The organism is Iodidimonas gelatinilytica, from assembly GCF_008579125.1.
Lineage (GTDB): Bacteria > Pseudomonadota > Alphaproteobacteria > Sphingomonadales > Rhodothalassiaceae > Iodidimonas > Iodidimonas muriae.
The window spans coordinates 287,237-313,734 of the sequence record NZ_BKCL01000001.1 but is presented as its reverse complement, the minus strand read 5'-3'; the positions used below and the strand labels follow the sequence as shown (position 1 = coordinate 313,734).

The 26,498-nt window shown below is 54.2% G+C and carries 20 protein-coding genes, 1 tRNA gene and 5 pseudogenes; 15 read left to right on the top strand and 11 right to left on the bottom strand.

What is annotated here, in order from left to right; genetic code table 11:
- Nucleotides 1-45: 45 nt before the first annotated feature.
- Nucleotides 46-123: transfer RNA gene (locus tag JCM17844_RS01340), tRNA-His, on the bottom strand.
- Between the two features lie 374 nt (nt 124-497).
- Between JCM17844_RS01340 and JCM17844_RS01335 the strand changes: the two genes are divergently transcribed.
- Both JCM17844_RS01335 and glnA read left to right on the top strand, forming a co-directional pair.
- On the top strand, nt 498-836 hold the full coding sequence (locus tag JCM17844_RS01335; protein WP_149999309.1) for a P-II family nitrogen regulator: 339 nt from the start codon (nt 498-500) through the stop codon (nt 834-836).
- 72 nt (nt 837-908) lie between these two features.
- Nucleotides 909-2,330 (top strand): annotated as a pseudogene (gene glnA, locus JCM17844_RS01330) (type I glutamate--ammonia ligase).
- 319 nt (nt 2,331-2,649) lie between these two features.
- Here the strand turns inward: glnA and JCM17844_RS01325 are convergent.
- A complete protein-coding gene (locus JCM17844_RS01325) occupies nt 2,650-2,913 on the bottom strand; it encodes a hypothetical protein (RefSeq protein WP_149999308.1) in 264 nt (87 codons plus the stop codon).
- A 159-nt stretch (nt 2,914-3,072) separates the two neighbouring features.
- Between JCM17844_RS01325 and JCM17844_RS14055 the strand changes: the two genes are divergently transcribed.
- On the top strand, nt 3,073-3,684 hold the full coding sequence (locus tag JCM17844_RS14055) for a hypothetical protein (RefSeq protein WP_210431128.1): 612 nt from the start codon (nt 3,073-3,075) through the stop codon (nt 3,682-3,684).
- A 182-nt stretch (nt 3,685-3,866) separates the two neighbouring features.
- A pseudogene (gene parE, locus JCM17844_RS01315) lies at nt 3,867-5,851 on the top strand (DNA topoisomerase IV subunit B).
- Nucleotides 5,852-5,934: 83 nt separating this feature from the next.
- Here parE and thiS read toward each other — a convergent pair.
- A pseudogene (gene thiS, locus JCM17844_RS01310) lies at nt 5,935-6,932 on the bottom strand (sulfur carrier protein ThiS).
- Nucleotides 6,933-7,122: 190 nt separating this feature from the next.
- Between thiS and JCM17844_RS01305 the strand changes: the two are divergent.
- From JCM17844_RS01305 to aat, 4 genes are all read left to right on the top strand, one after another.
- Nucleotides 7,123-7,575 (top strand): type II 3-dehydroquinate dehydratase, encoded by a 453-nt coding sequence (locus tag JCM17844_RS01305; RefSeq protein WP_210431125.1) that lies wholly within the window; start codon nt 7,123-7,125, stop codon nt 7,573-7,575.
- 7 nt (nt 7,576-7,582) lie between these two features.
- Nucleotides 7,583-8,047 carry an acetyl-CoA carboxylase biotin carboxyl carrier protein gene (gene accB / locus JCM17844_RS01300; RefSeq protein ID WP_149999307.1) on the top strand — a complete coding sequence of 155 codons (465 nt, stop codon included), beginning with the start codon at nt 7,583-7,585 and terminating at the stop codon, nt 8,045-8,047.
- A gap of 14 nt (nt 8,048-8,061) precedes the next feature.
- Nucleotides 8,062-9,408, top strand: a complete 1,347-nt coding sequence (accC, locus tag JCM17844_RS01295) for an acetyl-CoA carboxylase biotin carboxylase subunit (RefSeq protein WP_149999306.1) — start codon at nt 8,062-8,064, stop codon at nt 9,406-9,408.
- A gap of 96 nt (nt 9,409-9,504) precedes the next feature.
- Entirely contained in the window at nt 9,505-10,155 is a 651-nt protein-coding gene (aat, locus tag JCM17844_RS01290; RefSeq protein WP_149999305.1) for a leucyl/phenylalanyl-tRNA--protein transferase, read from the top strand.
- Here aat and JCM17844_RS01285 read toward each other — a convergent pair.
- The 3 genes from JCM17844_RS01285 to JCM17844_RS01275 form a co-directional block, all read right to left on the bottom strand.
- Nucleotides 10,092-10,568 (bottom strand): DUF2155 domain-containing protein, encoded by a 477-nt coding sequence (locus JCM17844_RS01285; RefSeq protein WP_210431124.1) that lies wholly within the window; start codon nt 10,566-10,568, stop codon nt 10,092-10,094. The genes aat and JCM17844_RS01285 overlap by 64 nt on opposite strands.
- Nucleotides 10,558-11,016, bottom strand: coding sequence for an outer membrane lipid asymmetry maintenance protein MlaD (mlaD, locus tag JCM17844_RS01280; protein ID WP_149999304.1), 459 nt, complete (start codon nt 11,014-11,016; stop codon nt 10,558-10,560). The genes JCM17844_RS01285 and mlaD overlap by 11 nt, the downstream gene beginning before the upstream one ends.
- Before the next feature lie 100 nt (nt 11,017-11,116).
- The gene (locus JCM17844_RS01275; protein WP_149999303.1) at nt 11,117-11,494 is read right to left on the bottom strand and encodes an NADH:ubiquinone oxidoreductase subunit NDUFA12; all 378 of its coding nucleotides are present in this window, start codon (nt 11,492-11,494) and stop codon (nt 11,117-11,119) included.
- A gap of 415 nt (nt 11,495-11,909) precedes the next feature.
- On the opposite strand from JCM17844_RS01275, the pseudogene JCM17844_RS17020 reads away from it, so the two are divergent.
- The 3 genes and pseudogenes from JCM17844_RS17020 to JCM17844_RS01260 all read left to right on the top strand — a co-directional run bounded on the left by JCM17844_RS17020 (nt 11,910) and on the right by JCM17844_RS01260 (nt 18,540).
- Nucleotides 11,910-15,606: pseudogene (locus tag JCM17844_RS17020) on the top strand (vitamin B12-dependent ribonucleotide reductase).
- 206 nt (nt 15,607-15,812) lie between these two features.
- Nucleotides 15,813-17,540 carry an EAL domain-containing protein gene (locus JCM17844_RS01265; protein WP_210431122.1) on the top strand — a complete coding sequence of 576 codons (1,728 nt, stop codon included), beginning with the start codon at nt 15,813-15,815 and terminating at the stop codon, nt 17,538-17,540.
- A gap of 190 nt (nt 17,541-17,730) precedes the next feature.
- Nucleotides 17,731-18,540 carry a DUF4389 domain-containing protein gene (locus JCM17844_RS01260; RefSeq protein ID WP_149999301.1) on the top strand — a complete coding sequence of 270 codons (810 nt, stop codon included), beginning with the start codon at nt 17,731-17,733 and terminating at the stop codon, nt 18,538-18,540.
- 68 nt (nt 18,541-18,608) lie between these two features.
- Here the strand turns inward: JCM17844_RS01260 and JCM17844_RS01255 are convergent, their stop codons facing one another.
- Nucleotides 18,609-19,106 (bottom strand): DUF3168 domain-containing protein, encoded by a 498-nt coding sequence (locus tag JCM17844_RS01255; protein WP_149999300.1) that lies wholly within the window; start codon nt 19,104-19,106, stop codon nt 18,609-18,611.
- 106 nt (nt 19,107-19,212) lie between these two features.
- Entirely contained in the window at nt 19,213-19,620 is a 408-nt protein-coding gene (locus tag JCM17844_RS01250) for a restriction endonuclease subunit S domain-containing protein (RefSeq protein ID WP_149999299.1), read from the bottom strand.
- A gap of 128 nt (nt 19,621-19,748) precedes the next feature.
- Between JCM17844_RS01250 and JCM17844_RS01245 the strand changes: the two genes are divergently transcribed.
- The gene (locus JCM17844_RS01245; RefSeq protein WP_210431121.1) at nt 19,749-20,435 is read left to right on the top strand and encodes a S24 family peptidase; all 687 of its coding nucleotides are present in this window, start codon (nt 19,749-19,751) and stop codon (nt 20,433-20,435) included.
- 2 nt (nt 20,436-20,437) lie between these two features.
- Here JCM17844_RS01245 and JCM17844_RS01240 read toward each other — a convergent pair whose 3' ends face one another.
- Together JCM17844_RS01240 and JCM17844_RS16275 are read right to left on the bottom strand one after the other, a co-directional pair.
- Complete coding sequence (locus JCM17844_RS01240) at nt 20,438-21,415, bottom strand: glycerophosphodiester phosphodiesterase family protein (protein WP_210431120.1); 978 nt, start codon at nt 21,413-21,415, stop codon at nt 20,438-20,440.
- A gap of 38 nt (nt 21,416-21,453) precedes the next feature.
- Nucleotides 21,454-21,588 (bottom strand): hypothetical protein, encoded by a 135-nt coding sequence (locus JCM17844_RS16275; RefSeq protein ID WP_268885019.1) that lies wholly within the window; start codon nt 21,586-21,588, stop codon nt 21,454-21,456.
- Between the two features lie 14 nt (nt 21,589-21,602).
- Here JCM17844_RS16275 and JCM17844_RS01235 point away from each other — a divergent pair, with 14 nt between their 5' ends.
- Entirely contained in the window at nt 21,603-22,541 is a 939-nt protein-coding gene (locus JCM17844_RS01235) for a radical SAM protein (protein ID WP_149999297.1), read from the top strand.
- Nucleotides 22,542-22,549: 8 nt separating this feature from the next.
- Here the strand turns inward: JCM17844_RS01235 and JCM17844_RS01230 are convergent, their stop codons facing one another.
- Entirely contained in the window at nt 22,550-23,770 is a 1,221-nt protein-coding gene (locus JCM17844_RS01230) for an MFS transporter (protein WP_210431119.1), read from the bottom strand.
- Between the two features lie 269 nt (nt 23,771-24,039).
- Between JCM17844_RS01230 and JCM17844_RS01225 the strand changes: the two are divergent.
- Nucleotides 24,040-25,822: pseudogene (locus tag JCM17844_RS01225) on the top strand (DEAD/DEAH box helicase).
- A gap of 318 nt (nt 25,823-26,140) precedes the next feature.
- Nucleotides 26,141-26,437 (top strand): ferritin family protein, encoded by a 297-nt coding sequence (locus JCM17844_RS01220; RefSeq protein WP_149999295.1) that lies wholly within the window; start codon nt 26,141-26,143, stop codon nt 26,435-26,437.
- Nucleotides 26,438-26,498 lie beyond the last annotated feature (61 nt).

Here is a 26,498-nt window from a genome sequence, read left to right as displayed (position 1 = left end):
ACGGGTTGGAGCTGTTTGGGAAAATGTCAAAGCAAAAAAAGATGGTGGGGCGAGCGACGGGACTTGAACCCGCAACCTCCTGGACCACAACCAGGTGCTCTAACCAAATTGAGCTACGCCCGCCATCGGCATGGAAGGCGCTCGTATTAACGAGGAATAATTGGCGCGTCAAGCGGCCAAAATCCGCTTTTTCAATCGGCATAGACCGCCGTGCTGCTTAATTTATATGCAGATGCACTATTTTTGTGCAAAAATAGTGCGAAAATTGGCCACGCATCTTTTGCAAACGTCCCCAAAAGCCTTGTTTTCCGGGCATGTCCCGATTTGGCACGGAACCTGCTATCTCTTCCATGGATAGCTTGGCGAGGCTTTTCGAGAGGCACATACGGCGCACTGTCCAAAAATCTTGCCAGCAACACACGAACCAACAGATCAGGGCTTTTCCGACATATGTCGGATATTTGCCAAGCCCTGAAAGAAATCGACCGGAATGACAGATGAAAAAGATCGAAGCGATCATAAAGCCGTTCAAGCTCGATGAAGTGAAAGAAGCCCTGCACGAGGTGGGGGTTTCCGGCATCACGGTGATAGAAGCTCGCGGCTTTGGTCGCCAAAAAGGCCATACAGAGCTTTATCGAGGGGCAGAATATGTGGTTGATTTTGTGCCCAAGGTGAAGCTGGAAATCGTGATCGACGATGCCAAGCTGGAAGCCGCTGTGGAAGCCATCCAAAACGCCGCGCATACTGGCCGGATCGGCGACGGTAAGATCTTTGTCACCGCCATCGAGGATGCCATCCGTATTCGCACCGGCGAAACCGGGCCGGATGCCATCTAGCCATAACAACCGCCCTTTTCAATTCACCCGATCCGACCACTCCCCTCTCGGGATCAAATGCAGAGAAAGATTATGTCGAATTATTCTGACCTATCCGCCGCCGAACTCTTGCAGATTTGTAAGGATGAAGACCTCACATGGATCGATCTGCGATTCACCGATCCGCGCGGAAAATGGCAACATCTGACCATGGATTCTTCCTTCATGGACGAAGACACTTTGGAAGAAGGCCTGATGTTCGATGGATCGTCCATTGCCGGTTGGAAGGCCATCAACGAATCCGACATGATTTTGAAGCCGGATCTGAGCTATGTCACCACCGATCCCTTTACGGCCCAAGGCACGGCAGTGTTTATTGCGATATTTTGGAGCCAAGTACTGGACAGTCCTATAGCCGTGATCCGCGTTCCACGGCAAAACGCGCTGAAGAATATCTGAAGTTCACCGGAATCGGCGATACGGTCTATATCGGGCCGGAACCGGAATTCTTCGTGTTCGACGATGTGCGCTTCAAGGTGGATTATTCCGGTGCCATGTATCAGCTCGATGACATCGAAGGCCCCTATAATTCCGACAAAATTTACCCCGAAGGCAATATGGGTCACCGCCCCCGTGTGAAGTGGGTATTTCCCTGTGGCACCGGTGGATTCCGCCTTCGATCTGCGCGGCGAAATGGTTACCATTCTGCGCGAAATGGGCGTCAGCATGGACAAGCATCACCATGAAGTGGGCGCCAGCCAGCACGAATTGGGCATCACCTTTGGCAAGCTCACCGAAATGGCTGACAAGATCCAGCTTTATAAATATGTGGTGCACCAAGTCGCCCATTCCTACGGCAAAACCGCCACCTTCATGCCCAAGCCGGTGAAAGACGACAATGGATCGGGCATGCATGTGCATCAATCCATCTGGAAGGACAGCAAGCCTTTGTTCGCGGGATCGGGCTATGCGGATCTCTCGGATACAGCCCTTTATTATATCGGCGGCATCATCAAACATGCCAAGGCGATCAATGCGTTCACAAACCCGTCCACCAACAGCTACAAGCGCCTGACCCCCGGCTTCGAAGCTCCGGTTCTGCTGGCCTATTCGGCGCGCAACCGCTCTGCTTCTTGCCGTATCCCTTATGTGACAAGCCCCAAGGGCAAACGGGTCGAGGTGCGTTTCCCCGATGCCACGGCCAATCCCTATCTGGCCTTTTCCGCCATGTTGATGGCCGGTCTGGACGGTATCGAAAACCGTATTCACCCCGGCGATGCCATGGACAAGGATCTCTACGCCCTGCCACCCGAAGAACTAACGGGTGTGCCCACTGTTGCCCGATCCTTGCGCGAAGCGCTGGAGGCCCTGCAATCGGATAGTGATTTCCTGAAAAAGGGCGATGTGTTCAGCCAAGACCAGATTGACGCTTATGTGCATCTGAAATTCGAGGAGGTCACGCGGTTTGAACTCAGCCCGCACCCCATCGAGTTCGACATGTATTACAGCTCATAAATCTGCGCTTACCACACTCCATCAAGACGCCTCGCACTTCTGGTGCGGGGCGTTTTTTATGCCCACAGAAAGGATCGGGAATTTGCATAAAAAAAGGCCGGAAATCCACTGGGGACTTCCGGCTAAAGTAGGATCCTTTGGGGAGGATAGCCTCCGGAGAGGCCGAAATCATATTGCACTGCATCACCAATTATTGCAATGCAAAAATTCCATTTTATATGCTTTTTTTATCATGCAATTTTCATGGCTTACCATACGCTGCATAGCACAAGAAAACGCGCTTTATGCAAGGTACATTGGCAGCGTGAAGAGCATTTTGTCACATACAGGGAGAAAAGCGGTCCGGATCGAGAAGCGTGGAGCGCGATACAAGACGGCGCTCGCTTTTCTCACGATGATGACGGATCACCACATGCGGAAACCCTACACCCCGGGGCTGAACGATTCGCTCGACAACCCAGATATTTTCCCAGTTTCCACTTTCGATAAAGCTGTCGCCCACATCCAGCTGATGCCGTTCGCCTGAGAGGGACATGGGCCGCTTTAATCCAAACGCACGTGCCAAGCCTGATATTTGAAGCATTACAGAACTCCATTCCTGAGCACGAAGCCTAGCATGATTCCACATTAAAATTTCAGACAAAGAAAAGCCAAAATTCCGTCCTAAAAAACGCATCGGCAACACAAGAACTTGATCCATTGTTAAGAAAAATGAAAGGCCCGACTATTACGGTCTGTTTCAATGATGAACGCTCTAAAAATATCCGACTCGGCCCCTGATGCCGATATGGCTTCGGCACCCCACGCCCGGCCTTTAACGGCGCGGCAAGCAGCGTTAAAACCCCGTCTGACCGCGGCAAACATCAATGAAAAATCATTTCTGGCAACGGATTATCTTAATCATTTCAATGAGGTGGTGATGCTTCTTGAGATGGTACCTGATATGCTGGACATGCTGGAAGACTGCGCCGACTGGACACCCAAAACCTATCAAAAACATTTCGCCGATAGCGGATTTGCCGATAAGGCATTGGCCATAGAGGCTTATGAGAATGCGCCTGAACCAAGCCGCACCTTGTTCGACGATCTGACCCAAAGGCTCAACACGCTCATTCTGGATGCCGTGGCCGATATTACGGCCCTTGTTGATGACCGAGAGGCGCTATCCTATCGTCTCGAGGCCTATCTGTCGGACATGCGAGCGCTTCTTTCCGCCCTGAACGGGGTGATCCACGGCAAGACCCATATGGATGAAGACCTGAACCATATGTCCAGCGCCATATCGGAAAAAGACCCAAGCACAGACACCACCGAAGCCGCAAGTCAGGCCGACATCGACGCCCTGTTTGATTAAGTTGGCCATATAACGATTTGTAATCGAACGACTTTTCCCGCGTCCGCGCCTATTTGAACCGGCTGATAGGCTGTCTTGTGTTTTGCCGTTGCAAGATAGTGTTGCCATCCCTCCCCCCATCTCCCCTATATTGGCTCATCAGTTTTCTCTTTTTTGACACGGCAAAGAAAGACTCCGACTCCATGGCTGACCTGTTTCAGGATGTATCGCACACAAAATCCGACTATTCGGCGCAAGACATCGAGGTTCTGGAAGGGCTGGAGCCGGTTCGCCAAAGGCCGGGCATGTATATCGGCGGCACCGATGAACGGGCCTTGCACCATCTGGTGGCCGAAGTGCTCGACAATTCCATGGATGAAGCCGTTGCCGGCCATGCCAGCCGGATCGAAGTGGATATGGCCGATGATGGCAGCATCACCATCAGCGATAATGGCCGCGGAATTCCGGTAGACGAGCACCCGAAATATGCTCCCAAATCCGCTTTGGAGGTGATTCTCACCACATTGCATTCGGGCGGCAAATTCAAAGAAGGGGCCTATGCCACGTCTGGCGGGCTGCACGGCGTCGGGATTTCGGTGGTGAATGCCTTGTCGGTGCAAATGGATATTGAAGTGGCCCGCGACCGGACCCTTTATCGGCAAAGCTATTCTCGCGGATATGCACAAGGGCCTCTGGAATGTCTTGGGCCTGTGCAAAACAGACGCGGCACCAAAATCACCTTCTTGCCGGACCCGGAAATTTTTGGCGAAAAAGCAGCCTGAAAGCCGCACGAGTCTATCGGCTGGCGCGTTCCAAGGCCTATCTGTTTCGTGGTGTGGAGATCCGTTGGCGCTGTACCGAGGCTTTGGCCCAAAAAGGCGATGATACGCCACAAGAAGACACGCTGCATTTCCCCGGCGGCTTGGCGGATTTCCTGTCGGAAAGCCTGAAAACCCGCACAATGGCAACCGAAACCCTCTTTGCGGGGGTCACCACATTTCCCGAAAAAGCGGGGAAAGTGGAATGGGCTGTGGGCTGGCCGGAATTTGGCGAAGGCATGTTGTCCACCTATTGCAACACCGTCCCCACACCCCAAGGCGGCACCCATGAAAGCGGGCTGCGCATGGCGCTCTTGAAGGGCTTGCGGGCTTATGGGGAAATGACGGGCAACAAACGCGCGGCCCAGCTTGTGGCGGATGATGTTTTTGCCTCTTCTGCTGCGATGCTGTCCGTCTTCATCAAAAACCCGCAGTTTCAAGGCCAGACCAAAGACAAGCTTTCGACGCAAGAAGCGCAGCGCCTTGTGGAAAATGCCATCCGCGACGAATTCGATCATTGGTTGGTGGAATCGCCCGAGCGCGGACAAAGCCTTTTGGGCTGGGCCATTGAACGGATGGACGAGCGCCTGCGTCGCCGCGCTGAACGCGAGGTCAAACGTGCCTCTTACACCTCGAAGCGTCGCTTGCGACTGCCGGGCAAGCTTACCGATTGTTCACAGGATTCCGCCGAAGGCACCGAGATTTATATCGTCGAGGGCGACAGCGCCGGTGGCTCTGCCAAACAAGCCCGCGACCGCAAAACACAAGCCGTTTTGCCCATTCGTGGCAAGATATTGAATGTGGCCAGTGCCACGGCTCAAAAAATCGCCGCCAATCAGGAAGTGCAGGATCTGACACTGGCCTTGGGCTGCGGCGTTCGGGAACATTATAATCCGGATGCCCTGCGCTATGAAAAAGTGATCATCATGTGCGATGCCGATGTGGATGGTGCGCATATCGCAACATTGCTGATGACATTCTTTTTCCAGGAAATGCCGCAAATGGTGCGCGATGGGCGGCTTTATCTGGCGCAGCCGCCGCTTTATCGGCTGGCAAAGGGCGGTGTGGTGCATTATGCCCGCGATGATGCCCATAAGGATGAGCTCATGGCCACGGTTTATGCAGGCAAGAGCAAGGTTGAAGTTTCACGCTTTAAAGGCCTTGGCGAAATGCCGCCCGCGCAATTGCGCGACACCACCATGGCCCGCGCCAGCCGATCATTGTTGCGGGTTACCCTGCCGCAACCGGGCGAAAACTTTCAGGCCACAGCCAGTCTTGTTGGCAAGCTGATGGGCAAACGCCCCGAAGAGCGCTTCGCCTTCATTCAGGAGCATGCGGAATTTGTAGACGAGGAAGCGCTGGACGTTTAACGCGCCTCAGCCGCGCCAAAATTAAAAGGCTCAATCAGCGTCAAGATGGCCCGGAAACACCGCGCCATCTTGACTGCTCTCGATTAAATCAAGCCAGCCAGCGGACTGGACGGGTCGGCATAGCGCTTTTTCGGCATCCGCCCCGCAAGATAGGCATGGCGCCCCGCCTCCACCGCATGTTTCATGGCGCGGGCCATGCGCACCGGATCTTTTGCTTCGGCAATGGCGGTATTCATCAACACACCATCACAGCCCAATTCCATGGCAATGGCCGCATCCGATGCTGTGCCCACGCCCGCATCCACCAAAACCGGAACGGTGGATTGTTCAACGATCAGGCGGATATTGACCGGATTTTGAATACCCAATCCCGATCCGATAGGAGCCCCCAAAGGCATGATGCCACACAGCCCATATCGTTGAGTTCGCGGGCAAACAAAGGATCATCGCTGGTATAAACCATCACCTTGAAGCCTTCGCTGATCAGCACTTCAGCCGCTTTCAAGGTTTCACGCATATCGGGATAAAGCGTTGCCTTATCGCCCAGAACTTCAAGTTTCACCAGATCCCACCCCCCGGCTTCACGGGCCAGCCGCAAGGTGCGCAAAGCATCATCGGCCGTAAAGCACCCGGCGGTATTGGGCAGATAGGTGATGGATTTTGGATCAAGATAATCCGTGAGCATGGGCTGGTCGGGATCGGACACATTGACCCGCCGCACCGCGACCGTGACGATTTCCGCCCCGGATGCCGCAACGGCCTCGGCCGTTTGCTCAAAATCACGATATTTTCCGGTCCCAACGATCAAACGTGAACCATAAGTTTTTCCTGCAATCTGCAAGGGATCGGTCACTCTATATCCTTCCGAAACTGCGCTCTGCTGTCCGCCACCGACAAAATGAACGATTTCCAATTGGTCACCATCGACGATCTGTGTATCGTCGAACATTGATTTGGGAACAATTTCACGATTGCGCTCCAACGCCACCTTGCGTGGGTCCAACGACAGAGCGTCAAGAAGCCCACGTGCCGTCAAAGGCGCATCGAAAGAGCGGTTTTCGCCATTGATCGAAACAGTAATCACGCATACACCCAAAATTTGAAAGCCGTGGCTTCAAGTGATAGTCACCATTCAGGCAACGGGCAAGATCGCTTTGTTCCATAATTCGCTGCTAACACTTTTCTGCCGTGGCAGAAGTCTTTATACAGGCTAGCAGCCACAAGATGGAGGGTGCCGTTTTGTTGCGTTGCACACAGGCTCAGGGTCGAAATTGAATGCCACATATCCTTGTTCTGAACGGTCCCAATCTCAATCTTCTCGCGTAAGGGAGCCTGATATTTATGGCTCTGAAACCCTGGCCGATGTGGAAGCAAGCCTTGTGGCTTGGGGAAAAGACAACGGGGTCAGCTTTGAATTACGGCAAAGCAACCATGAAGGCGACCTGATCGATTGGCTGCATGAAGCCCGTGATGAAGCCGATGCGGTGATTCTCAATCCCGGCGGATTGACCCATAGTTCGGTATCACTGGCCGATGCGGTCTCTGCTTTGGAAAAACCGGTGATTGAAGTCCATCTATCAAATATTTTTGCGCGCGAGGCATTTCGCGCCCATTCCACCATCAGCCGCGTGGCCGCCGGTGTGATCACCGGGCTGGGAACCACCGGCTATCTTCTCGCTGCCCAAGCGCTTGCAGCACAGCTTTTCAAACAAGAAGAAGGATGACGCACATATGTCCAAATTGAAGGACACCAAGGATCTAATCCGGGAACTGGCCGAACTCCTTGAAACATCAAGCCTGAGCGAAATCGAGGTTGAAGACGAGGATGTGCGCATCCGCGTTGCTCGCCAGGCACAGGTCCATCATGTGAGTGCCGCCCCGGCGCATCCGGCTCCGGCACCTGCAGCGGCCCCTGTTGCCGCAGCAGCACCAGCCGCCCCCTCCCAAGGCCCTGCCGAGCATCCCGGTGCCGTGCCCTCCCCCATGGTGGGAACCGTTTATCTGGCTCCGGAACCCGGCGCCCCGACCTTCGTTAAGGCCGGCGACAGCGTGGCGGAAGGCGATACTTTGTTGATCGTAGAGGCCATGAAGGTAATGAATCCCATTGCGGCGCCTCGTTCTGGTACTGTGACGCGCATATTGGTCTCCGATGCGCAACCCATTGAATATGGCGAGCCACTGGTAATCATTGAATAACGGTGGCACAGACAATGTTTCAAAAAATACTGATCGCCAATCGCGGCGAAATCGCCTTACGAATTCATCGTGCCTGTCAGGAAATGGGCATTCGCACCGTTGCGGTCCATTCCACTGCCGATGCCGAGGCCATGCATGTGCGTTTGGCGGATGAATCGGTGTGTATCGGCCCTCCCCCATCGGCGGACAGCTACCTCAATATTCCGGCCATCATCGCAGCGGCGGAAATCACCGGGGCCGAAGCCATTCACCCCGGCTATGGTTTTTTGTCGGAAAACGCACGATTTGCCGAAATCGTCGAAGAACATAATCTCACATTCATCGGCCCGACACCGGACCATATCCGCACCATGGGTGATAAAATCACCGCCAAGGACACCATGAAACGGCTTGGCGTTCCGGTGGTTCCCGGTTCTGAAGGCGGCATCACCGATGACGACACCGCATTCGAGGTGGCGCAATCCATCGGCTATCCGGTGATCGTAAAAGCGGCGGCAGGCGGCGGCGGACGCGGCATGAAAGTGGCTCATAGCCGGGAAGACCTGTCTCAGGCTTTGTCGTCAGCCCGCACGGAAGCCAAGGCCGCCTTTGGCGACAATGCGGTCTATCTGGAAAAATATCTGGGAAAACCGCGCCATATCGAAGTTCAAATTCTGGGCGATGGCCAAGGACGCGTCATTCATTTGGGAGAGCGGGACTGTTCCTTGCAGCGCCGTCACCAAAAGGTTCTGGAAGAAGCGCCCTCGCCCATCATTACCGAAGCCCAACGCATGGACATCGGCGCACGATGCGTTAACGCGCTTTCCAAGCTGAAATATCGCGGTGCGGGAACCATCGAGTTTCTATATGAAGATGGCGGCTTTTATTTCATCGAAATGAACACCCGTTTGCAGGTGGAGCATCCGGTCACCGAAATGATCTCGGGCATCGATCTGGTGCGCGAACAAATCCGGGTGGCACTGGGCGAACCCTTGCGCTTTACCCAAGAAGAAATTCAACTGCATGGCCATGCCATTGAATGTCGAATCAATGCGGAAGACCCTTTGACCTTTGCGCCATCACCCGGCACTGTCAGCGATTATCATGCACCGGGCGGCCTGAGCGTGCGGGTCGATTCGGCGCTTTATACGGGCTATCGGGTTCCCCCTTATTATGACAGCCTGATTGCCAAGCTGATCGTCCATGGGGAAAACCGTGAAGATTGCCTGATGCGCTTGCGCCGTGCTTTGGATGAATATGTGATTGGTGGCATCAACACCTCGATTCCACTGCACAAAATTCTGATGGACGAGCCTGATTTCCAGAAAGGCGATTACACCATCCATTGGCTTGAGAAGTTTTTGAAAGAGCGCAACGCTTGATCTTTTGCAAAACCCTGATGTTTGCGAGAGAATCAGTTTTGACCATCCAGATATCCCCGCACAGCCTATTATGGGCTGTGCGATAATGAGGCGAAAATGTCACGTTTAACGCCAGACATTCTCCTTCGTGCCTATGCCTGCGGCCTATTCCCCATGGCCGATCATAGCAGCAGCCCCGATGTCTTCTGGATCGACCCGGAACAGCGCGGCATCTTGCCTCTTGATGGCTTTCACATTCCGAAGCGTTTGCGCAAAACCGTACGCCAAGATCGTTTTCAAATCCGGATCAACACCGCTTTCCGTCAGGTCATGGAAGCCTGCGCCCAACCGGCTCCGGGGCGGGAAAATACGTGGATCAATGAAGAAATCCTGTCCACCTACAGCCAGTTACACGATCTTGGGGCCGCCCATAGCGTGGAATGTTGGCGCGATGGCGTCCTTGTGGGCGGGCTTTACGGGGTGGATTTGGCCGGAGCCTTTTTTGGCGAAAGCATGTTTCACTTTGAAACCGACGCCAGCAAAATTGCCACTGTCCATCTGGTGGCACGCCTGAAATGGGGCGGTTATCGCTTATTGGATACGCAATTTGTAACCGAGCATCTGGAACAGTTCGGTGCGCAAGAAATCCCGCGTGAAACCTATCAACAGATGCTGAAAAAGGCTCTCTGCGTGAAGGGGGATTTTTATTCCATGCCCGAAGGACTGATCGGCTCGGACGTTTTACAAGCGATCACCCAAACATCATAAACAGGATGTTCAAGGGCATGCAGGCCGGGGCTGGAGGCCAGCATCCATCCGGTAAACAGCCGCCGCCGTTCCTGATCATGCTGTTCTTCTATTTCAAGAAACGCAAAGGTTTCCGGCGGTTCTTCCGGCGGGCGCGATTGGCAATGCCGCGCGGTAATCAGCAAACTGCCAAATTGCACTTCCTGATCTTGCGGCAGCTCCAGTTCCGTAATACGGGCTGTCACCTTATCAAGGGCACGGGCAATGGTGATGGTGTTTTCTGTGGGAACTTTGGCTGTTGTTGTGGAAGGAACATCGCGCCAATCCTGCGCCACAGAAAAGGCAGGGGCCGCCACCGCGCCACCTGCCGCGCATAATAAAAGCCCCACCTTATGGAAAAGGCGTGTCGGGAAATGCCGGGGCTTATTCCTCACTGCTTCCCGCATCGCCACTATATACTGCCTTGGAAATCAGCCCGAACAGATCAATCGGACCTTGGGTGAAAGCCACTTCATCACCGGGTTGAAGATATTCTGGCACGCCACCGGGCTGCACATCCACATAGGTATCGCCCAAAAGACCATCAGAAGTGATCTTGGCAAAGCTATCGGTCGGCAAAGACAGGGATTTATCCACCGTAAAGCGAATCACGGCCTGAAAGCTTTCCGGGTCCAGCCGCTGTTCAGTCACGGTGCCGATCTTGATGCCAGACATGCGCACATCCGCCCCCATGGACAGGCCGCCCACGCGATCAAACCGCGCTTCCAAAGGATAGCCATCACCGCCACCAACGCCCGTGGTGGAATAAGCCACATAAAGGAACACAGACGCCACCACCAACACAACGGCACCGATCAGCGACTCAACCAAGTTTCCACCCACAGGGTTCTCCATCTCTCTTTATCGTCACGCCGGCTATGCATGTTTATTGTAACAGCCAAAGCCGGAAACATATTTCATCAGGTCCATACGTCTCCCTTGATCAGGGAGCCCATGCCTCATAATCGCCGGTGGCAGCAGGCCGCTTTCCGCTTGAATGAAGGCTACCCGCAGGGCGGTATGCCTCTTGCGTTCCTGTCAGATTAGGCAGATGCGGCTTTTCCCAAGGCTTGGGCGCAATGGCCTGTTCCTCGGGAAGATCATCGGTGGTGCGATGCAGCCAGCGATGCCATTGCGGCGGCACCCGGGAGGCATCGGCCACACCATTATAAATAACCCAGCGACGTTTGCCGTCCTTGGCCAGATAATAGACATTGCCCTGCTCATCTTCGCCAACGCGTTTTCCATGACGCGCGGTGAACAGCGACGTGCCCATTGTGGCTCCGTTCCACCAGGTGAAAATTTTGCTAAACACACTCATTGACCGGACATATCCCTTTTTGCGCGGCCCATTATGCCGCCCGAAAGCGCCGGGACTATGGCAAGTTCAAAGCCAAAGGTCCAGATGCAGTTCGCATCCTGCCACAGACAAAAAAGAAAAGCCGCTCAAAGCTGCGCGAGCACGAACATTTTCAGCGCCCGACTCCCCCCGAGAAACCACAATCTGCGGGCAAAGCCTTATAGATCACAGAGTCGTGCGAAAGTAGGTCCCGCTGGCCTTAAACTGTCAATGCTTATCTTTTCCAAACTTTGAAAATCCTAACTTGCGATACCCCTCAAAAGGACTAGACTTGGTGTCTGTTCGCGCCGACATGGCCATATATATGGCTATAAGGCTGTAAGCCGCGAATCCTGTAAAGAAATAACAGCATCTATCCAAGGCTAAGGGGAAAGTCATGCGTTTTGAACGTCGTTTTACGAAAGCGGGGGTTTCCCCCTATGCGGACATCGAATTTCGCATGGCCACCTCAGAGATTCGCAATCCTGACGGCACCACCGTTTTCCATATGAACGATGTGGAGGTGCCATGCTCTTGGTCACAAGTGGCTACAGACATCATTGCGCAGAAATATTTTCGTAAAGCGGGCGTCCCCGCGGCTTTGAAGGCCGTGGAAGAATCGACCATTCCAAGCTGGCTCTGGCGTAAAGTTGCCGATGAAAAAGCGTTGGAAGCGCTCCCCAAAGCCAAGCGTTTTGGGTCTGAAACCAGTTCCAAACAGGTCTTTGACCGCTTGGCCGGCACATGGACCTATTGGGGCTATAAAGGGGGCTATTTCGATCAGGAAGAAGACGCCCAGATCTTTTATGATGAAATGCGCTATATGCTGGCCCGCCAGATGGCCGCGCCCAATTCCCCGCAATGGTTCAATACCGGTCTGCATTGGGCCTATGGAATCGACAGCCCCGGCCAAGGGCATTTCTATGTGGATTTCGAAACCGGCGATCTTGTGCGATCCAACAGCGCCTATGAACACCCGCAGCCCCATGCCTGCTTCATCCAGAGCGTGTCCGACGATCTGGTGAATGATGGCGGTATCATGGATTTATGGACCCGGGAAGCGCGCCTGTTCAAATATGGCTCCGGCACCGGAACAAATTTCTCGAATATTCGCGGTGCGAAAGAATCCCTGTCCGGTGGCGGGCAATCTTCGGGCCTGATGAGCTTTTTGAAAATCGGTGACCGCGCGGCTGGAGCCATCAAATCCGGCGGCACCACAAGACGCGCTGCCAAAATGGTGGTTGTGGATGTGGACCATCCCGATATCGAATCCTTCATCAGCTGGAAAGTGCAAGAAGAACAGAAGGTTGCGGCTCTCGTATCCGGGTCCAAGCTGTGCGAGATGCATCTCAACCGCATCATGGATGTGTGCCATTCGGCGCGGGAAAGCCTGGATGACGATGCATTCGAACCAAAGAAAAACCCCGACCTGAAGCGGGAAGTTCTGGCCGCCCGCAAGGTGATGATCCCGGAAAATTATGTGCAGCGGGTTATTCAATTCGCCCGCCAAGGTTATCGGCGGCTGGATTTCCAAGCCTATAATACGGATTGGGATTCGGAAGCCTATGTCACGGTTTCGGGGCAAAATTCCAATAATTCCATCCGCGTTACCGATGCATTCATGAAAGCCGCCAAGGAAAGCAGCGACTGGTCTTTGACCCGCCGCACCGATGGCTCTGTTGCGAAAACCGTGAATGCCGGTGAACTTTGGGATCAGGTGGCCTATGCGGCCTGGTCCTGCGCCGATCCGGGAATCCAGTTCCACAGCACCATCAATGATTGGCACACATGCCCGGCATCAGGGGAAATCCGCGCCTCCAATCCCTGCTCGGAATATATGTTCCTCGATGACACCGCCTGCAATCTGGCATCGCTCAATCTGTTGCAATTCCGCGGCGAAAATGGCGATTTCGAGGTGGAAAACTTTGAACATGCCGTGCGCCTATGGACATTGGCGCTGGAAATTTCCGTGCTGATGGCACAATTCCCGTCGCCGCGCATTGCCGAGCTAAGCTATCGCTACCGCACTTTGGGTCTTGGCTATGCCAATATCGGCGGCCTGCTGATGTCTTTGGGTCTGTCTTATGACAGCGATGAAGGCCGCGCTTTATGTGGTGCCATCACGGCCTTGATGACCGGCACCTCTTATGCCACCTCTGCCGAAATCGCATCCGAGCTTGGCCCCTTCCCCGGCTATACAGACAATGCAGAGCATATGCTGCGGGTGATGCGCAACCACCGCCGCGCCGCTTATGGCGAACATGATGGTTATGAAGGTCTGGCCACCAAACCGGTGCCTTTGGATGTGGAATGTTGTCAGGATCAGGCTTTGGTCGCGGCCGCCACTGCCGCTTGGGATCGCGCCATCGAACTGGGGGAAATGCACGGCTACCGCAATGCGCAATCCACCGTGATCGCCCCCACCGGCACAATCGCTGGTGATGGATTGCGATACCACGGGCATCGAGCCGGATTTCGCGCTGGTCAAATTCAAGAAACTGGCAGGCGGCGGCTATTTCAAGATCATCAACCGCATCGTGCCGCAATCGCTGGAGGTTTTGGGCTACGCACCGCAAGAAGTGCGCGACATGATCGACTATGCGGTGGGCCACGGAACGCTGGATGGCGCCCCCCATATCAATCATGAAACCTTGAAATCCCGCAATTTTGCCCAGGCGCAGATCGATGCCTTGGAAGAGGGCCTGAAAAGCTGTTTCGACATCCGTTTCGTGTTCAATCGCTGGACCCTGGGCGACGAATTTTGCAAAGACGTCCTTGGCTTTAGCGATGCCCAGCTTGAAGATATCTCCTTCGATATGCTCAAAGAGCTGGGATTCAGCCGTCAGGCTGTGGAAGAAGCCAATCTCTATGTCTGCGGTGCCATGACCTTGGAAGGCGCGCCCCATCTGCGCAAAGAGCATCTGTCCGTCTTTGATTGCGCCAATCCATGCGGACGAATCGGCAAGCGCTCTCTCTCTTGGGAAAGCCATATCCGCATGATGGCCGTGGCTCAGCCCTTTATTTCCGGCGCCATTTCCAAAACCATCAATATGCCCAATCTGGCATCGGTCGAAGAATGTAAGCGGGCCTATGAACTGAGCTGGTCTTTGGGTCTGAAAGCCAATGCGCTCTATCGGGATGGCTCGAAGCTCTCCCAGCCATTGTCCGGCTCTTTGCTCTCTGATGAAGATATCGAAGATCTTGCCGATGACAGTGTGGCCGTGGGCGAAAAGGCACAAATCGTCGCCGAGCGAATCGTTGAACGCATCATTGAAAAAGAAGCGCCAAAATCGCGCAAGAAACTGCCCCAGCGCCGCAAAGGCTATACACAAAAGGCCATTGTCGGCGGCCATAAGGTGTATTTGCGCACCGGCGAATATGATGATGGAACCGTTGGCGAAATCTTCATCGATATGCACAAGGAAGGGGCCGCCTTCCGGTCCTTGATGAACAATTTTGCCATCGCCATTTCCATCGGCTTGCAATATGGCGTGCCTTTGGAAGAATTCGTCGATGCCTTCACCTTCACCCGCTTTGAGCCTTTTGGCCGGGTGGAAGGCAATGACGCCATCAAAATGTCCACCTCTATTCTGGACTATCTCTTCCGCGAACTGGCGGTGTCTTATCTTGGTCGCAATGATCTGGCCCATGTGGAACCGGATGATATGCGCCATGATACCCTTGGCGAGGGCATTTCCGAAAAGCTGCCCCAAGAAGGCACCGAAGCCGCATCGCAAGCCTCTGCCGCGCTGGACAAGGTTCTTGGGCTCGCCTCCAACGGTTATGTGCGTTCGAATCTTTATGTGCTGAATACAAACAAGCAGAAAACTAGCCGAACCGATGCGGTTGAATCCCGCGCAACGGGCACAGAATCCGCGGCCCCTGTTGCAAGCGCGACCGACACGGTGACCATCACCAGCACAAGCACTAAAACAACAGCAAGCACCCAATCTGCAACCATCTCCCGTCAGGCAGAAGCGCGAATGAAGGGATATGAAGGCGATTCTTGCGGCGAGTGCGGCAACTTCACACTGGTCCGGAATGGCACATGCCTGAAATGCAACACCTGTGGCGGCACCAGCGGCTGTTCCTGAACCCTGAAGCCCTTTTGCTTCAAAATGATACAGATTTAAGGGAGGCCGCAATGGCCTCCCTATTTTTTGATCCAGCCAGAGACATCTTTAGATCAAGATTTAGAAAATCTTTAGATGAGCACGCCAGACTGCCTTCAGAAGGTGCTCAATGAGTCGTCATTTAAAGAGCATCCTGAAGAATCGGGACTTCAACTATGGCAGGCTCCATGCTCAAAATAACTCGCGACCCGGAAACGCCTGATATCGGCTCTGATATCGACCCCTATGCCCTTTTAGGCCATTTGTCTCTTGGTGTTGTTGTCTGTGAAATTGACGAACGGCGGGGCAATCCGGTCCTTATCGCCAATGAACAGGCCAAAAGTCTGTTGATGATCACCGACACATCGATTCGCGATTGGTGCCTTGATGATGTTTCCGTTCTGGAGTTCGGAGAACCGTTATTGAGCGAGTTTCACCGGGCCGTTAAGACCCAACGTCCTGTGCATTATGAATGGGATCTGGAGTTTAACGGGCAGACTCGGAATTTTGCCTGTGAAATCACCCCTTTGGAAACAGCATGTGGGCAATCACCGCGGGTGATGTGCACCTTGGCGGACAGAACCGCAGAAAAGCGTGCGGGAGCCAATCTGCTACATCACGCCTTGCATGATGGCCTGACGGGACTCCCCAATCGCAGCCATTTTCTCAATCGGCTGGAAGAAGCGGTGGCCCGTTGCCATGGGGAAGAAAACCGCGCTTGCGCCGTTCTGATGCTCAATGTGGATCGGTTCCAGTTGATCAATGAAAGCTTCGGTCATCCGGCCGGCGATGCTTTTTTGATCGATCTTGCCAATTCCTTGCGCGGGTGCTTGCGCAGTGCGGATATTCTGGCCCGATTCAATGGGGACGAATTTGCCATCCTGATCGACGATATTAGCGGACTGGACGATGCAACCGGGTTGGCCGCACGTATTCATCAAATGATGGAAGTGCCCCGCATGGTGAGCGATTCTGAAGCCTATATGTCTGTAAGTATCGGAATTTCCACCACTCAAACCAGCCATATGCACCCGGAAAATCTGATCCGCGATGCAGATATTTCCATGCATCGGTCCAAAAATTTGGGGCGGTCGCGCACCGAAGTCTTTGCCCGCGATACCCATATCGTTCGCACCGGACAAATCCAGCTGGAAACCGACCTGCGCAAAGCCATTGAAAATGAAGAGCTGGAATTATTCTATCAGCCGATCATCGATCTGGAACAAGGCCGCACCATCGCTTTTGAGGCCCTCACCCGTTGGCATCACCCTGAACGCGGCTTTGTTTCACCGGTGGATTTTATTCCATTGGCGGAAGAAACCGGATTGATTTTGCCTTTGGGGCGTTGGGCCATGCTGGAATCATGCCGCCAGTTGCGTGCGTGGCAATCATCCCTTGCGGGCACGAAAGATCTGTTCATCAATGTGAACATGTCGGCGGTGCAATTCTTGCAAGACGACATCCCCGCAACCGTTGCCCAATGCCTTGCAGAAACCGGCATCCAGGGGCGTAATTTACGGTTGGAAATTACCGAAACCGCCTTGGTGGCTGATCCCGATGGCGCGGCAGAGTGTTTGCACGCCATCAAACGCCTTGGCCCCACACTGGCATTGGATGATTTCGGAACGGGCTATTCCTCTCTCAACTATCTCAATAATTTTCCCATTGATTGCATCAAGATCGACCGCTCCTTTGTGGGACGTGTGGATCGCGACGATCAATCGGCAAAGATTATCCGCATCATCACCATGCTTGCCGATACGCTGAAAATGTCTGTGGTCGCCGAAGGGATTGAAAATAGTGAACAGCATATGATGATGCGTTCTCTGGGCTGCCGTTACGGGCAAGGCTTCCTGTTTTCCCGCCCGCTTCCCCAGGAAGAAGCCACGGCTCATTTGAAAGCCTCCCTGAAATAAGACGGCCTGCGCGGGAGCATCTGGCATAAAAGCAGAATGAGAAACGTCTGACCTGCTCTGGAAAATGATTATCGTCGTCATTTTCCAGAGACTTGATTGCAGGTGCCTTCCCTCCGACATATCCTATAGGCTTGTCCTTGGGGATTTGGCCCCATACGAATTGCCAGTCGGAACAAAAGGGAGACACGCGATGGTCGACACCCCAGAAACGCCGGAAACGGCAAAAACGCCGGAAGCCCCCAATTCGCCAAACGACTCTGGAACACCATCCTCTGCCTCGTCTTCTGCTCAGGCTGATAGGGCTGCACAATCCTCGAAACCCAAAACCGCCGAAACGGAAACGAGCACGGCAACAGGCACCGCATCCAAACCAAAGCCTGCCGCAAAAAAGGCCACCACAAAAGCAAAGGCTACGACGGCAAAGGCAAAACCTGCTGCCAAAAAAACCACCACAAAAGCTGCAGCAACAAAGGCAAAGCCTGCCGCCAAAAAGACCACAACAAAGGCTGCGGCAACAAAGGCCAAACCCGCCGCAAAGAGCCAGCCTGAGTCCGTATCAGCACAGGCGGCCTCCGCAAAAACCCGGCCACGCTCCGATGAAAAACCCAAAGACAACAAGACAAAAGAACAGCAGGCACAGTGGGACGAAAATACGGACCGGACAGAGCGTCAAGGAAAAGCGCTGGATCTGGTATGGCGGCTGCTTGCGCTGCTGGCCTTTTCCTTTGTGTCTTATGTCTTGCTGGTCGTTTCATGGATCGTTGGGGCGGCACAATTTATAATGATCGCCATACGGGGGAAAGAGCACCCGCAACTGGTCGGATTCATGGCCCAAATCTCCGCCTATCTGGCGCAAATTCTGGGCTATATGTCAGGAAGAACCGACGCTACCGACCTGCCCTTTCCCTTCAGCGACCTTCCGAAAGTTCCTGAAGCATCAACAGCAACTCGGGATGAGGACGACACCCCGGACGGCGACAAGAAATATCATCCATTTTAAGCATAAGACTGTGAGGTCGGCTGGATGCCCGGCCTCACAGCCCCATCACTCAACACCATGCCCGCCCTTTAATCGCTGACCGTCAATGCCTTGAAAAACATGCGGCAATGGGTAATCCCCTGAGCATCGGGCGCATGGGTTTCCGAACATTCAAACTGCAGTTCGATCAGAGCATGGCCGGGAATCAGCAGATCCGCATCGTGTAACCGCTCAATCACCGCCGCCGCCATCTGCCGAACGGCCATATCCCCCTTTGGCGATTCAAGATCCAAAGTCAGTGTATGTTCCTGACCATCGAATGTTGCGGAATGCCAACAGGCCGTACTGCTTGCCCCCAATTTTATTGACGGATGCGCCTCATCTTTCTTGCCATTTTCCCGCCCCCCATGTTCGCCGCCCTGGCCGCAAATCTTTTCACCATCTTTCCCTTGAGGCCCGTCACCGCAGGGACGGCGGCTTTCATCGCCGATCGCTTCAGGCCCGCCAACACATGCCAAAACCGCCTTATCCTCCCTCAAAGCGGCAAGGATTGCCCGGTGGAGTCCCCAAGATGCATCCACAGTCATTCAGATTGCTCCCTTTCTTATGGATAAAAAAAAGCCGATGCGGGAGGCATCGGCGGAAATCCACTATTCGGATTTATCCATATTGGTACATTATTTATCCCGAATGTCAAGAATTAGGTTTATCCATACACGCATAAACACGCATAGCATGCCCTAATTGCTTGCGCGCCCAACCATTTCTCTTCTGATATTTTCTGTCAATTTTTGAAAAAGAAACCTCTTGGGCTATCAGTGAAAACACCGCATCCAAACGCGCCCTATCCCCTTCGAAGGCCTTAATCAAAGAGGCGATTCTTTCCTGACTTTCAATCTGGAAAACCGCAAAAGAAAGAGATTTATCTATTTGATTTATATTAACTTTATCATTGGAAAAATCCCCTGATGCCCCATGTCCAGAGGAAAGTATGCGGCGAATGTCTCTCTCCATCATCCACAAGAGTCGCCGCTCATACTCCCCCAGATATCGCTCAATAGCCCCCAAGCCAGACCGGACTGAACAAACAGAATTCTGCACAAACCCACTCCTTGCAATGTGAAATGCTTACACTACCTTCAGTAGGCATAACCTTATGTCGGGTTTTTCCGATAAACAAGAGGATATTTCCTATTGTTTATTTGGCCTTGATATATTAAGCTGTCCATATGATGGATCGAACTGACGCAGATTTGGCGGCCCGCCAACGGCTGGACATGCTCATCGCCCAAACACCGGGCGAGAGCTATTCCTCTGTTTCCGCGCTTATTGGCCGCAACCATTCCTACATCCAGCAATATATTCGCCGCGGGCAGCCCAAGCGGTTACAGGAAGCCGATCGTCGAAAAATCGCCGACTATTTCAATGTGGCGGATCATGAATTGGGCGGCCCCCGGCAAGATCTTGCCGCGCCTTCCGGGTTTTACGAAGCAGAACACCAAAGTCTGGTATTTGTTGATCGCTATGATGTGCGCCCCAGCGCAGGCCATGGCTCCATCGTCGATCATGATAGCCCCTGCGGTGAAGTGCCGTTTCGCATCGACCATCTAAAATCGCTCACCCCCACGCCGCCAGACCGCTTGTCCGTGCTGACGGTGAAGGGGGATTCCATGTATCCCACCTTGGCGGATGGCGATGAAATTCTGGTGGATCAAGACGAACGCCAGCCGCACCGCGATGCCATTTATGTGCTGCGGCTGGAAGATGCCCTGCAGGTGAAGCGGGTGTCTGTTAATCCCATCACCGGACGGCTGACCATCAAAAGCGATAATCCGCTTTATGAAAGCTGGAGCGATTGCGACCCACAGAGAACCGACCTTTTAGGCCGGGTGATCTGGGTTGGTCGCCGCCTGTGACATTACGGGGCTTTATCCTTGGCACCGGCGGCAATCAGCCCCCGATATAAAACACCGCTTGGGGTGAAATCCGTGAATACCCCATCAACACCGATCCTGAAAATCTGAGCATATTCATCTTGCGACGTTTGAAAGGGGGCAGAAAGCCTGTCATCACGCATGGTCCAGATATGAACGGCCAGCCCCAGATCATGCGCTTTTTTAACAAAGCCCGTGTCTTTGCCCGATGAATCGAGCACCAGCGCTTTCGATGGCCCCACCCCGTCGGCAAATTGGGCGGCCTCCTCCAGAGAAACCGATGGGCTCAGGGCATCGGCAGCGAAGTCGATCTCGTTTTTCGGGAACACCAGCATGATCAGCCGAAAGTCCGTTGCATCACGCAATCTTTTCAGAATTCCCGGCTCAAAAGATTGAATAAATAGTGGTGCATCGCGGTCTTGATAGCCATGGCGTTCAAGCGCTTTTAAAAGCGGCGGTACGAAATCCAATCCCAATGAGGCATAATGATCCGGATGTTTGGTTTCGGGATACACCCCCACTTGTTGCCCGCCTTGCGCTTCATGCTCTGCCACCAGCGACAGGATTTCGTCGAAAGTGGGGATTGAAAATTGCCCATCAAATGCTATGGAGCGTCCCGGAAAGGCCTGTTTGGCGCGAAGGGTTTTGATCTCCGCCAATGTGAAGTCCTCGACAAACCAGTCTTCTCTGCCATCGATGGTTTTCTTGCGGTCAGCAAATTCGGGATGATCGGCAATATCGGTGCTGCCCGACAGATAATAATCATGCCGCGCCACCAACTGGCCATCCTTGGTCAACACCAGATCCGGCTCAATGAAATCGGCTCCCAATTCAATGGCAAGGCTGTAGGCCTCAAGCGTATGTTCGGGCAGATATCCAGAGGCCCCGCGATGCGCGATAACGATCGGACGATCCCCCGAAAGTGTGGGATAGGGCCACGCAAAAGCCTGAGCAGCCGTCATGAGCAAACTCCCCATAAGAAAAAGACGCAAGATCATCGCTATACCAGCCCTTTAAAGATAACCGTCGCCATCATGGCCCATATGGCAGCCGGAGGAAAGGCACCACCCACGGGAATTTGAGGGGCCTGCGCTTTGCCATCCAGAACCGCAATGTTATATGCAGTGGCGTTCATGAAGGAGCCGCCCCATGCCCGATACCGCATTGGCATCGCAAAAATTTACCGATCCCGTTCGCACAGCCAAGGGCGAAACACGCGCCACCGTGTTTTTGCGGAACCTGGAAACCCTGTGGTTCAATACCGGCACCTTGTGCAATCTGGCCTGCGCCAATTGCTATATTGAATCAACGCCAAAGAATGACAGCCTTGTGTATCTCAGCGCTGCCGAGGTGGAGCGTTATCTGGATGAAATCGCCCTCACCGGCCTTGGCACCCGCGAAATCGGCTTGACCGGCGGCGAGCCTTTCATGAATCCCGATTGCATTAAAATCATGGATATGGCGCTAAGCCGGGGCTTCAAATTGCTGGTCTTGAGCAATGCCATGAAGCCGATGCAGCACAAACAGGCCGCCTTGCTGGATCTGCACAAGCGCTTTGGCGATCAATTGTCCTTGCGCATTTCGGTGGATCATTTCACCCCGGAATTGCACGAGGAAGAGCGTGGCCCGCGCAGCTTTGCCCCGATGCTGGAAGGATTGGGCTGGCTGTCCCGGAACGGTTTCAATCTCAGTGTTGCAGGCCGGACCCGCTGGACAGAAAATGAAGCGGATCTGCGCCGTGGTTATGAAAAATTGTTCAAGGCCCATGGCATAGAAATAGATGCCCATGACCCTGTGCGGTTGATCTTGTTTCCAGAAATGGATGATGAGGCCGAAGTGCCGGAAATCACCACAAAATGCTGGAATATCCTGCACGTCAATCCCGATGACATGATGTGCGCCACATCGCGCATGGTGGTAAAGCGCAAGGGCGATGACCGGCCAAGCGTTCAAGCCTGCACGCTTTTGGCCTATGATCAGCGCTTCAATCTAGGCGAAACACTGGCCGAAGCCGCGCAAGACGTGCCCTTGAACCATCCCCATTGCGCCAAATTCTGCGTTTTGGGGGGCGGCTCTTGTTCCGGCTAATCGCGCCTTCAAGCCAAACGCCGCGTGCCGCTTATGGCATTGGAGGCAAGAACGGCCGGAACGGTCAGCACCGCCCAAAGCGCACAGCCAAAAAACAGCGCTGAAAACCCCACGCCGCCATCCAGCAGCCAGCCCATAAGAGCTGGGGCAAGAGAGGTGGAAAACACCATCATGCCGCTTGTCAAGGCACGGATCGCCCCCAAATGGCGCAGGCCATAAAGTTCCGCCCAGACGGCGGTGGCACAAGGATAAAACAGGCCCGTGCTTATCCCCGCCATGGCCATGAAAAAATGCGCCACAACCGGTTGATCGAAGCTGCCGGCAAGAACCAGCCCAAGGGCATAGGGCAGCATGGCAAAGATCAAAACCCGCCGCGCCCCTAGCCGGTCCACAAGCCGGCCTGCCACCAAAATTCCCACAACCGTGGCCACGGCATAGCTGCCAAACGCACTGGCGAACAAGGGGCGCGTCCAGTCCTTTGCCTCGACCAGCGGCACCTGATGAAAGAAAAATCCGGTATTGATGAAAGGCGGCGCAACCATTGCCACCAGCAGCAAATAAAATGCCGGATCGCGCAATACCTGCGATCGGGTCCAATCCTTTGCTGTACCGGCACGCCCCGCCGGGTCCATCATTGCCCCTTCGCTATTGCGGCTATGGGCCAGCCACAGTAACAAAGGCAGCATCAAAAGCAGCATCAGTCCCACACCCAGCCACACAGTGCGCCAACCCAGCGCCAACATCATCGCCACCGCCAAAACCGGAAACACCGCCTCCCCTGCGGCATGGCCCATAGAGGCAAAGGAAATGGCCTTGCCGCGATCCTTGGTGAAATCTCGCGCCATGGTGGTCGAAGAAGCGTGGGTCATCAGCCCCTGCCCGCACAAACGCAGCAGATAAATCACCACAAACAGGAAAATCACGGACCGTAGGGGCAAAAGCCCCAGCCCCAATGTGGCCAGCGCAAAGGCGGAAATCACCCCCGTCAAATATACCGGCAGAGAAAAGCGGTCTATCAAAGCGCCGAAATACAACACGGAAAAACCGCTCAAAAGAGTCGCCAAAGAATACACCGTTCCAAAGCCCGCAACACTCAGGTCAAAGGCCATGCGGAATTCTTTCCCGAACAAGGAAATGAAATAGGTTTGCCCGAAAGACCCGAACAAGGTCAGACCAAAGCCAAGGCCGAGACGCTTGGGATGGCGGTAAATGAACTGCAGATAAGTCATCGTGTTTTTATCCCGGCTCGCATCATATACGCGCCCTGCAAAGAAAGGAGAGACGCCCATACATGCACCGCCTTGATGGACTTTGGAAGTGCACCAATAGGCAATCGGATTGTCACCATTAAAAGGGGAATGGTGAGTTTATGCTTTTCTAAAAGCATCAAGACGCGTATGAAAGGCAACAAAGTGGCAAGATGCCGCCCCTTCATCCCAAGGTCAAAAGCTGGCCCAAGGGCTAAGGGTACCCGTTCAGCTTTTGAAAGCCTGTCTGCATGACTCTCCCCGATACAATCGCCCCGGCGCTTCAAAGCGCGCTGGAAAAGCGCGGCTATTCTTCCCTTACGCCCGTTCAAGACCTTGTCCTGTCACATGGACAAAGCAACACTGATCTTCTGGTTTCCGCCCAAACCGGCTCAGGAAAAACGGTGGCCTTTGGCCTTGCCATTGCCCCGACCTTGATGATGGATGCGGACCGCTTTGCGCCGCGTGCCGAAGCGCCTTTGGCCTTGGTGGTTGCCCCCACCCGCGAACTGGCACAGCAAGTTTGCCGCGAGCTGGAGTGGCTTTATGCCCCGGCAGGTGCCAAGACCCTCTCTTGCGTCGGGGGCATGGATATGCGCACCGAACGCCGCGGCCTTGATATGGGCCCGCACATTGTTGTGGGCACGCCGGGCCGCCTGCGCGATCATATCGAGCGGGGTTTCCTTGATCTATCGCATATCAAGGCGGTGGTTCTGGATGAAGCCGATGAAATGCTGGATATGGGCTTTCGTGACGATCTGGAATTCATTCTCGATGCCGCACCCAAAAGCCGCCGCACCTTGCTGTTTTCCGCCACCGTACCCAAGCCCATCGCCGCCTTGGCAAAACGCTATCAACGCGATGCGGTAAGGCTGGCCACTTCGGAAGAAAAAAAGCAGCATGTGGACATCAGCTATTATGCCCATCCGGTGGCACCCAATGATCGGGAAAATGCGATCATCAATCTTTTGCGGTTCTACGATGCGCCCAGTTCTCTGATTTTCTGCTCGACCCGGGCTGAAGTGAACCACCTGTCCAGCCGGCTGACCAATCGCGGGCTTTCGGTTGTCACCTTATCAGGCGAACTCAGCCAAAGAGAGCGCAGCCATGCCTTGCAGGCCATGCGCGATGGTCGGGCGCGGCTGTGCATTGCCACCGATGTGGCGGCGCGCGGCATTGATCTTCCCAGCCTTGATCTGGTGATCCATGCGGATTTGCCCAAGGCCGCCGATACCTTCCTGCATCGTTCAGGCCGGACCGGCCGCGCCGGACGCAAAGGGGCCTGCGCGCTGATCGTCCCTTATAACCGCCGCCGCACCGCCGAGCGCCTTCTTGGCAATGCCCGCGTCGATGCCAAATGGGGGCCGCCGCCTTCGGCCAATGATATCATCAGCGTGATTATGAGCGGATTTTATCCGACGAAAGCCTGCAAAGCCCGCCATCGGACAAAGAACTGGCCATGGTGCAGGATCTTTTGGACCAGCACGGCCCGGAAAAGGTGGCTGCCGCTTATTTGCGGGTGCAAAAGGCCAAATATCCGGCCCCTGAAGAATTGCTGGGAACAGGGCCGGAACCGGACCGCGATCGGGAACGCGCCCCAAGACATGCCGATCACTCCAATTTCCAGACCGGTGCATGGTTCCGCCTCAGCGCCGGGAAAAAGCACAATGCCGATCCGCGCTGGCTGTTGCCTTTGATCTGCCGTTCAGGCATGTAACCAAAGGGGATATTGGCGCCATCAAAATCTTCGAGCGTGAATCCCGTTTTGAAGTGTCGATGGAAGCGGCGGACCGGTTCCGCGAAGCTGTGGCCCGCGGTATCGGTGAAAAGAACATCACCATCACCGAAATCGATCGCCCCTTGAAAGATGATGAGGGCGAAAGCAGAAAGCCTCGCAAATCGGGCAAGCCCCCCTTCAAAGCCGCAGGCGCGCGCAAACAAGGCGGAAAGCGCCCTGCCGTTGCCGCCCGCAAAGCCTTGGGCAAGGGAAAAACCCGCGGGAAAAACAAGAAACCGGGCGTTGAAGCGCGCTAAGCGAACAAAAGCCCTGGCGAACAATGCCCGGTCTTGCATCCAATTGCAGGGCCGGGCATTTTGCGTTTCAGATAGCTATAATCCACAGCGGTATTGCACCAAATGCCCTTTGCCGCCATACTTACCGGATCGTGTGTGAGTTCCTACCGGGAGGAAACGCCCACAGCGGCGAAGATCGCAAGGGGCTATCCACAAAAACAGATATTCGCCAATCTTGTTTAGCCACGGATCGCGTCCCTTCATTTCATCAGTACATAAAAACGAATAGTCTTGCTACACTTCCCCTTCATGAAACCGGAATCATAAGGGAGAACTATCATGGGTGCCGCAAGTTCCAGCCTTCACGCCCCGCGCGAACGTCTCAGCAAAGAAACCCTGCATTTTCACCATGCTATCGTTTCCTTGATGGAAGAATTGGAAGCGGTGGATTGGTACCGCCAACGCGCCGACGATTGCGACGACGATGCCCTGAAAGATATTTTGTTGCACAATATGCGCGAAGAAATGGAACACGCCGCCATGGTGCTGGAATGGCTTCGCCGCAACAATTCCGACTTTGAAAAACAACTCAAAGACTTCCTGTTCACCGACAAACCCATCGCCCATCACGGATAATAAAACCCGCTAGTCTGGTAACGAACAGACCATCCCCCGCCTTCACACCACCCTGAAGGCG

Bases quoted from the DNA above. Each gene is read 5' to 3' on its own strand.
- aat (WP_149999305.1), top strand. From the start codon at position 9,505: ATGTCACGTTTAACGCCAGACATTCTCCTTCGTGCCTATGCCTGCGGC.
- accC (WP_149999306.1), top strand. From the start codon at position 8,062: ATGTTTCAAAAAATACTGATCGCCAATCGCGGCGAAATCGCCTTACGA.
- JCM17844_RS01325 (WP_149999308.1), bottom strand. From the start codon at position 2,913: ATGCTTCAAATATCAGGCTTGGCACGTGCGTTTGGATTAAAGCGGCCC.
- JCM17844_RS01230 (WP_210431119.1), bottom strand. From the start codon at position 23,770: ATGACTTATCTGCAGTTCATTTACCGCCATCCCAAGCGTCTCGGCCTT.
- accB (WP_149999307.1), top strand. From the start codon at position 7,583: ATGTCCAAATTGAAGGACACCAAGGATCTAATCCGGGAACTGGCCGAA.
- JCM17844_RS14055 (WP_210431128.1), top strand. From the start codon at position 3,073: ATGATGAACGCTCTAAAAATATCCGACTCGGCCCCTGATGCCGATATG.
- JCM17844_RS01255 (WP_149999300.1), bottom strand. From the start codon at position 19,106: ATGACTGTGGATGCATCTTGGGGACTCCACCGGGCAATCCTTGCCGCT.
- JCM17844_RS16275 (WP_268885019.1), bottom strand. From the start codon at position 21,588: ATGAACGCCACTGCATATAACATTGCGGTTCTGGATGGCAAAGCGCAG.
- JCM17844_RS01335 (WP_149999309.1), top strand. From the start codon at position 498: ATGAAAAAGATCGAAGCGATCATAAAGCCGTTCAAGCTCGATGAAGTG.
- JCM17844_RS01235 (WP_149999297.1), top strand. From the start codon at position 21,603: ATGCCCGATACCGCATTGGCATCGCAAAAATTTACCGATCCCGTTCGC.
- JCM17844_RS01275 (WP_149999303.1), bottom strand. From the start codon at position 11,494: ATGAGTGTGTTTAGCAAAATTTTCACCTGGTGGAACGGAGCCACAATG.
- JCM17844_RS01220 (WP_149999295.1), top strand. From the start codon at position 26,141: ATGGGTGCCGCAAGTTCCAGCCTTCACGCCCCGCGCGAACGTCTCAGC.
- JCM17844_RS01245 (WP_210431121.1), top strand. From the start codon at position 19,749: ATGATGGATCGAACTGACGCAGATTTGGCGGCCCGCCAACGGCTGGAC.
- JCM17844_RS01260 (WP_149999301.1), top strand. From the start codon at position 17,731: ATGGTCGACACCCCAGAAACGCCGGAAACGGCAAAAACGCCGGAAGCC.
- JCM17844_RS01265 (WP_210431122.1), top strand. From the start codon at position 15,813: ATGCTCAAAATAACTCGCGACCCGGAAACGCCTGATATCGGCTCTGAT.
- JCM17844_RS01240 (WP_210431120.1), bottom strand. From the start codon at position 21,415: ATGACGGCTGCTCAGGCTTTTGCGTGGCCCTATCCCACACTTTCGGGG.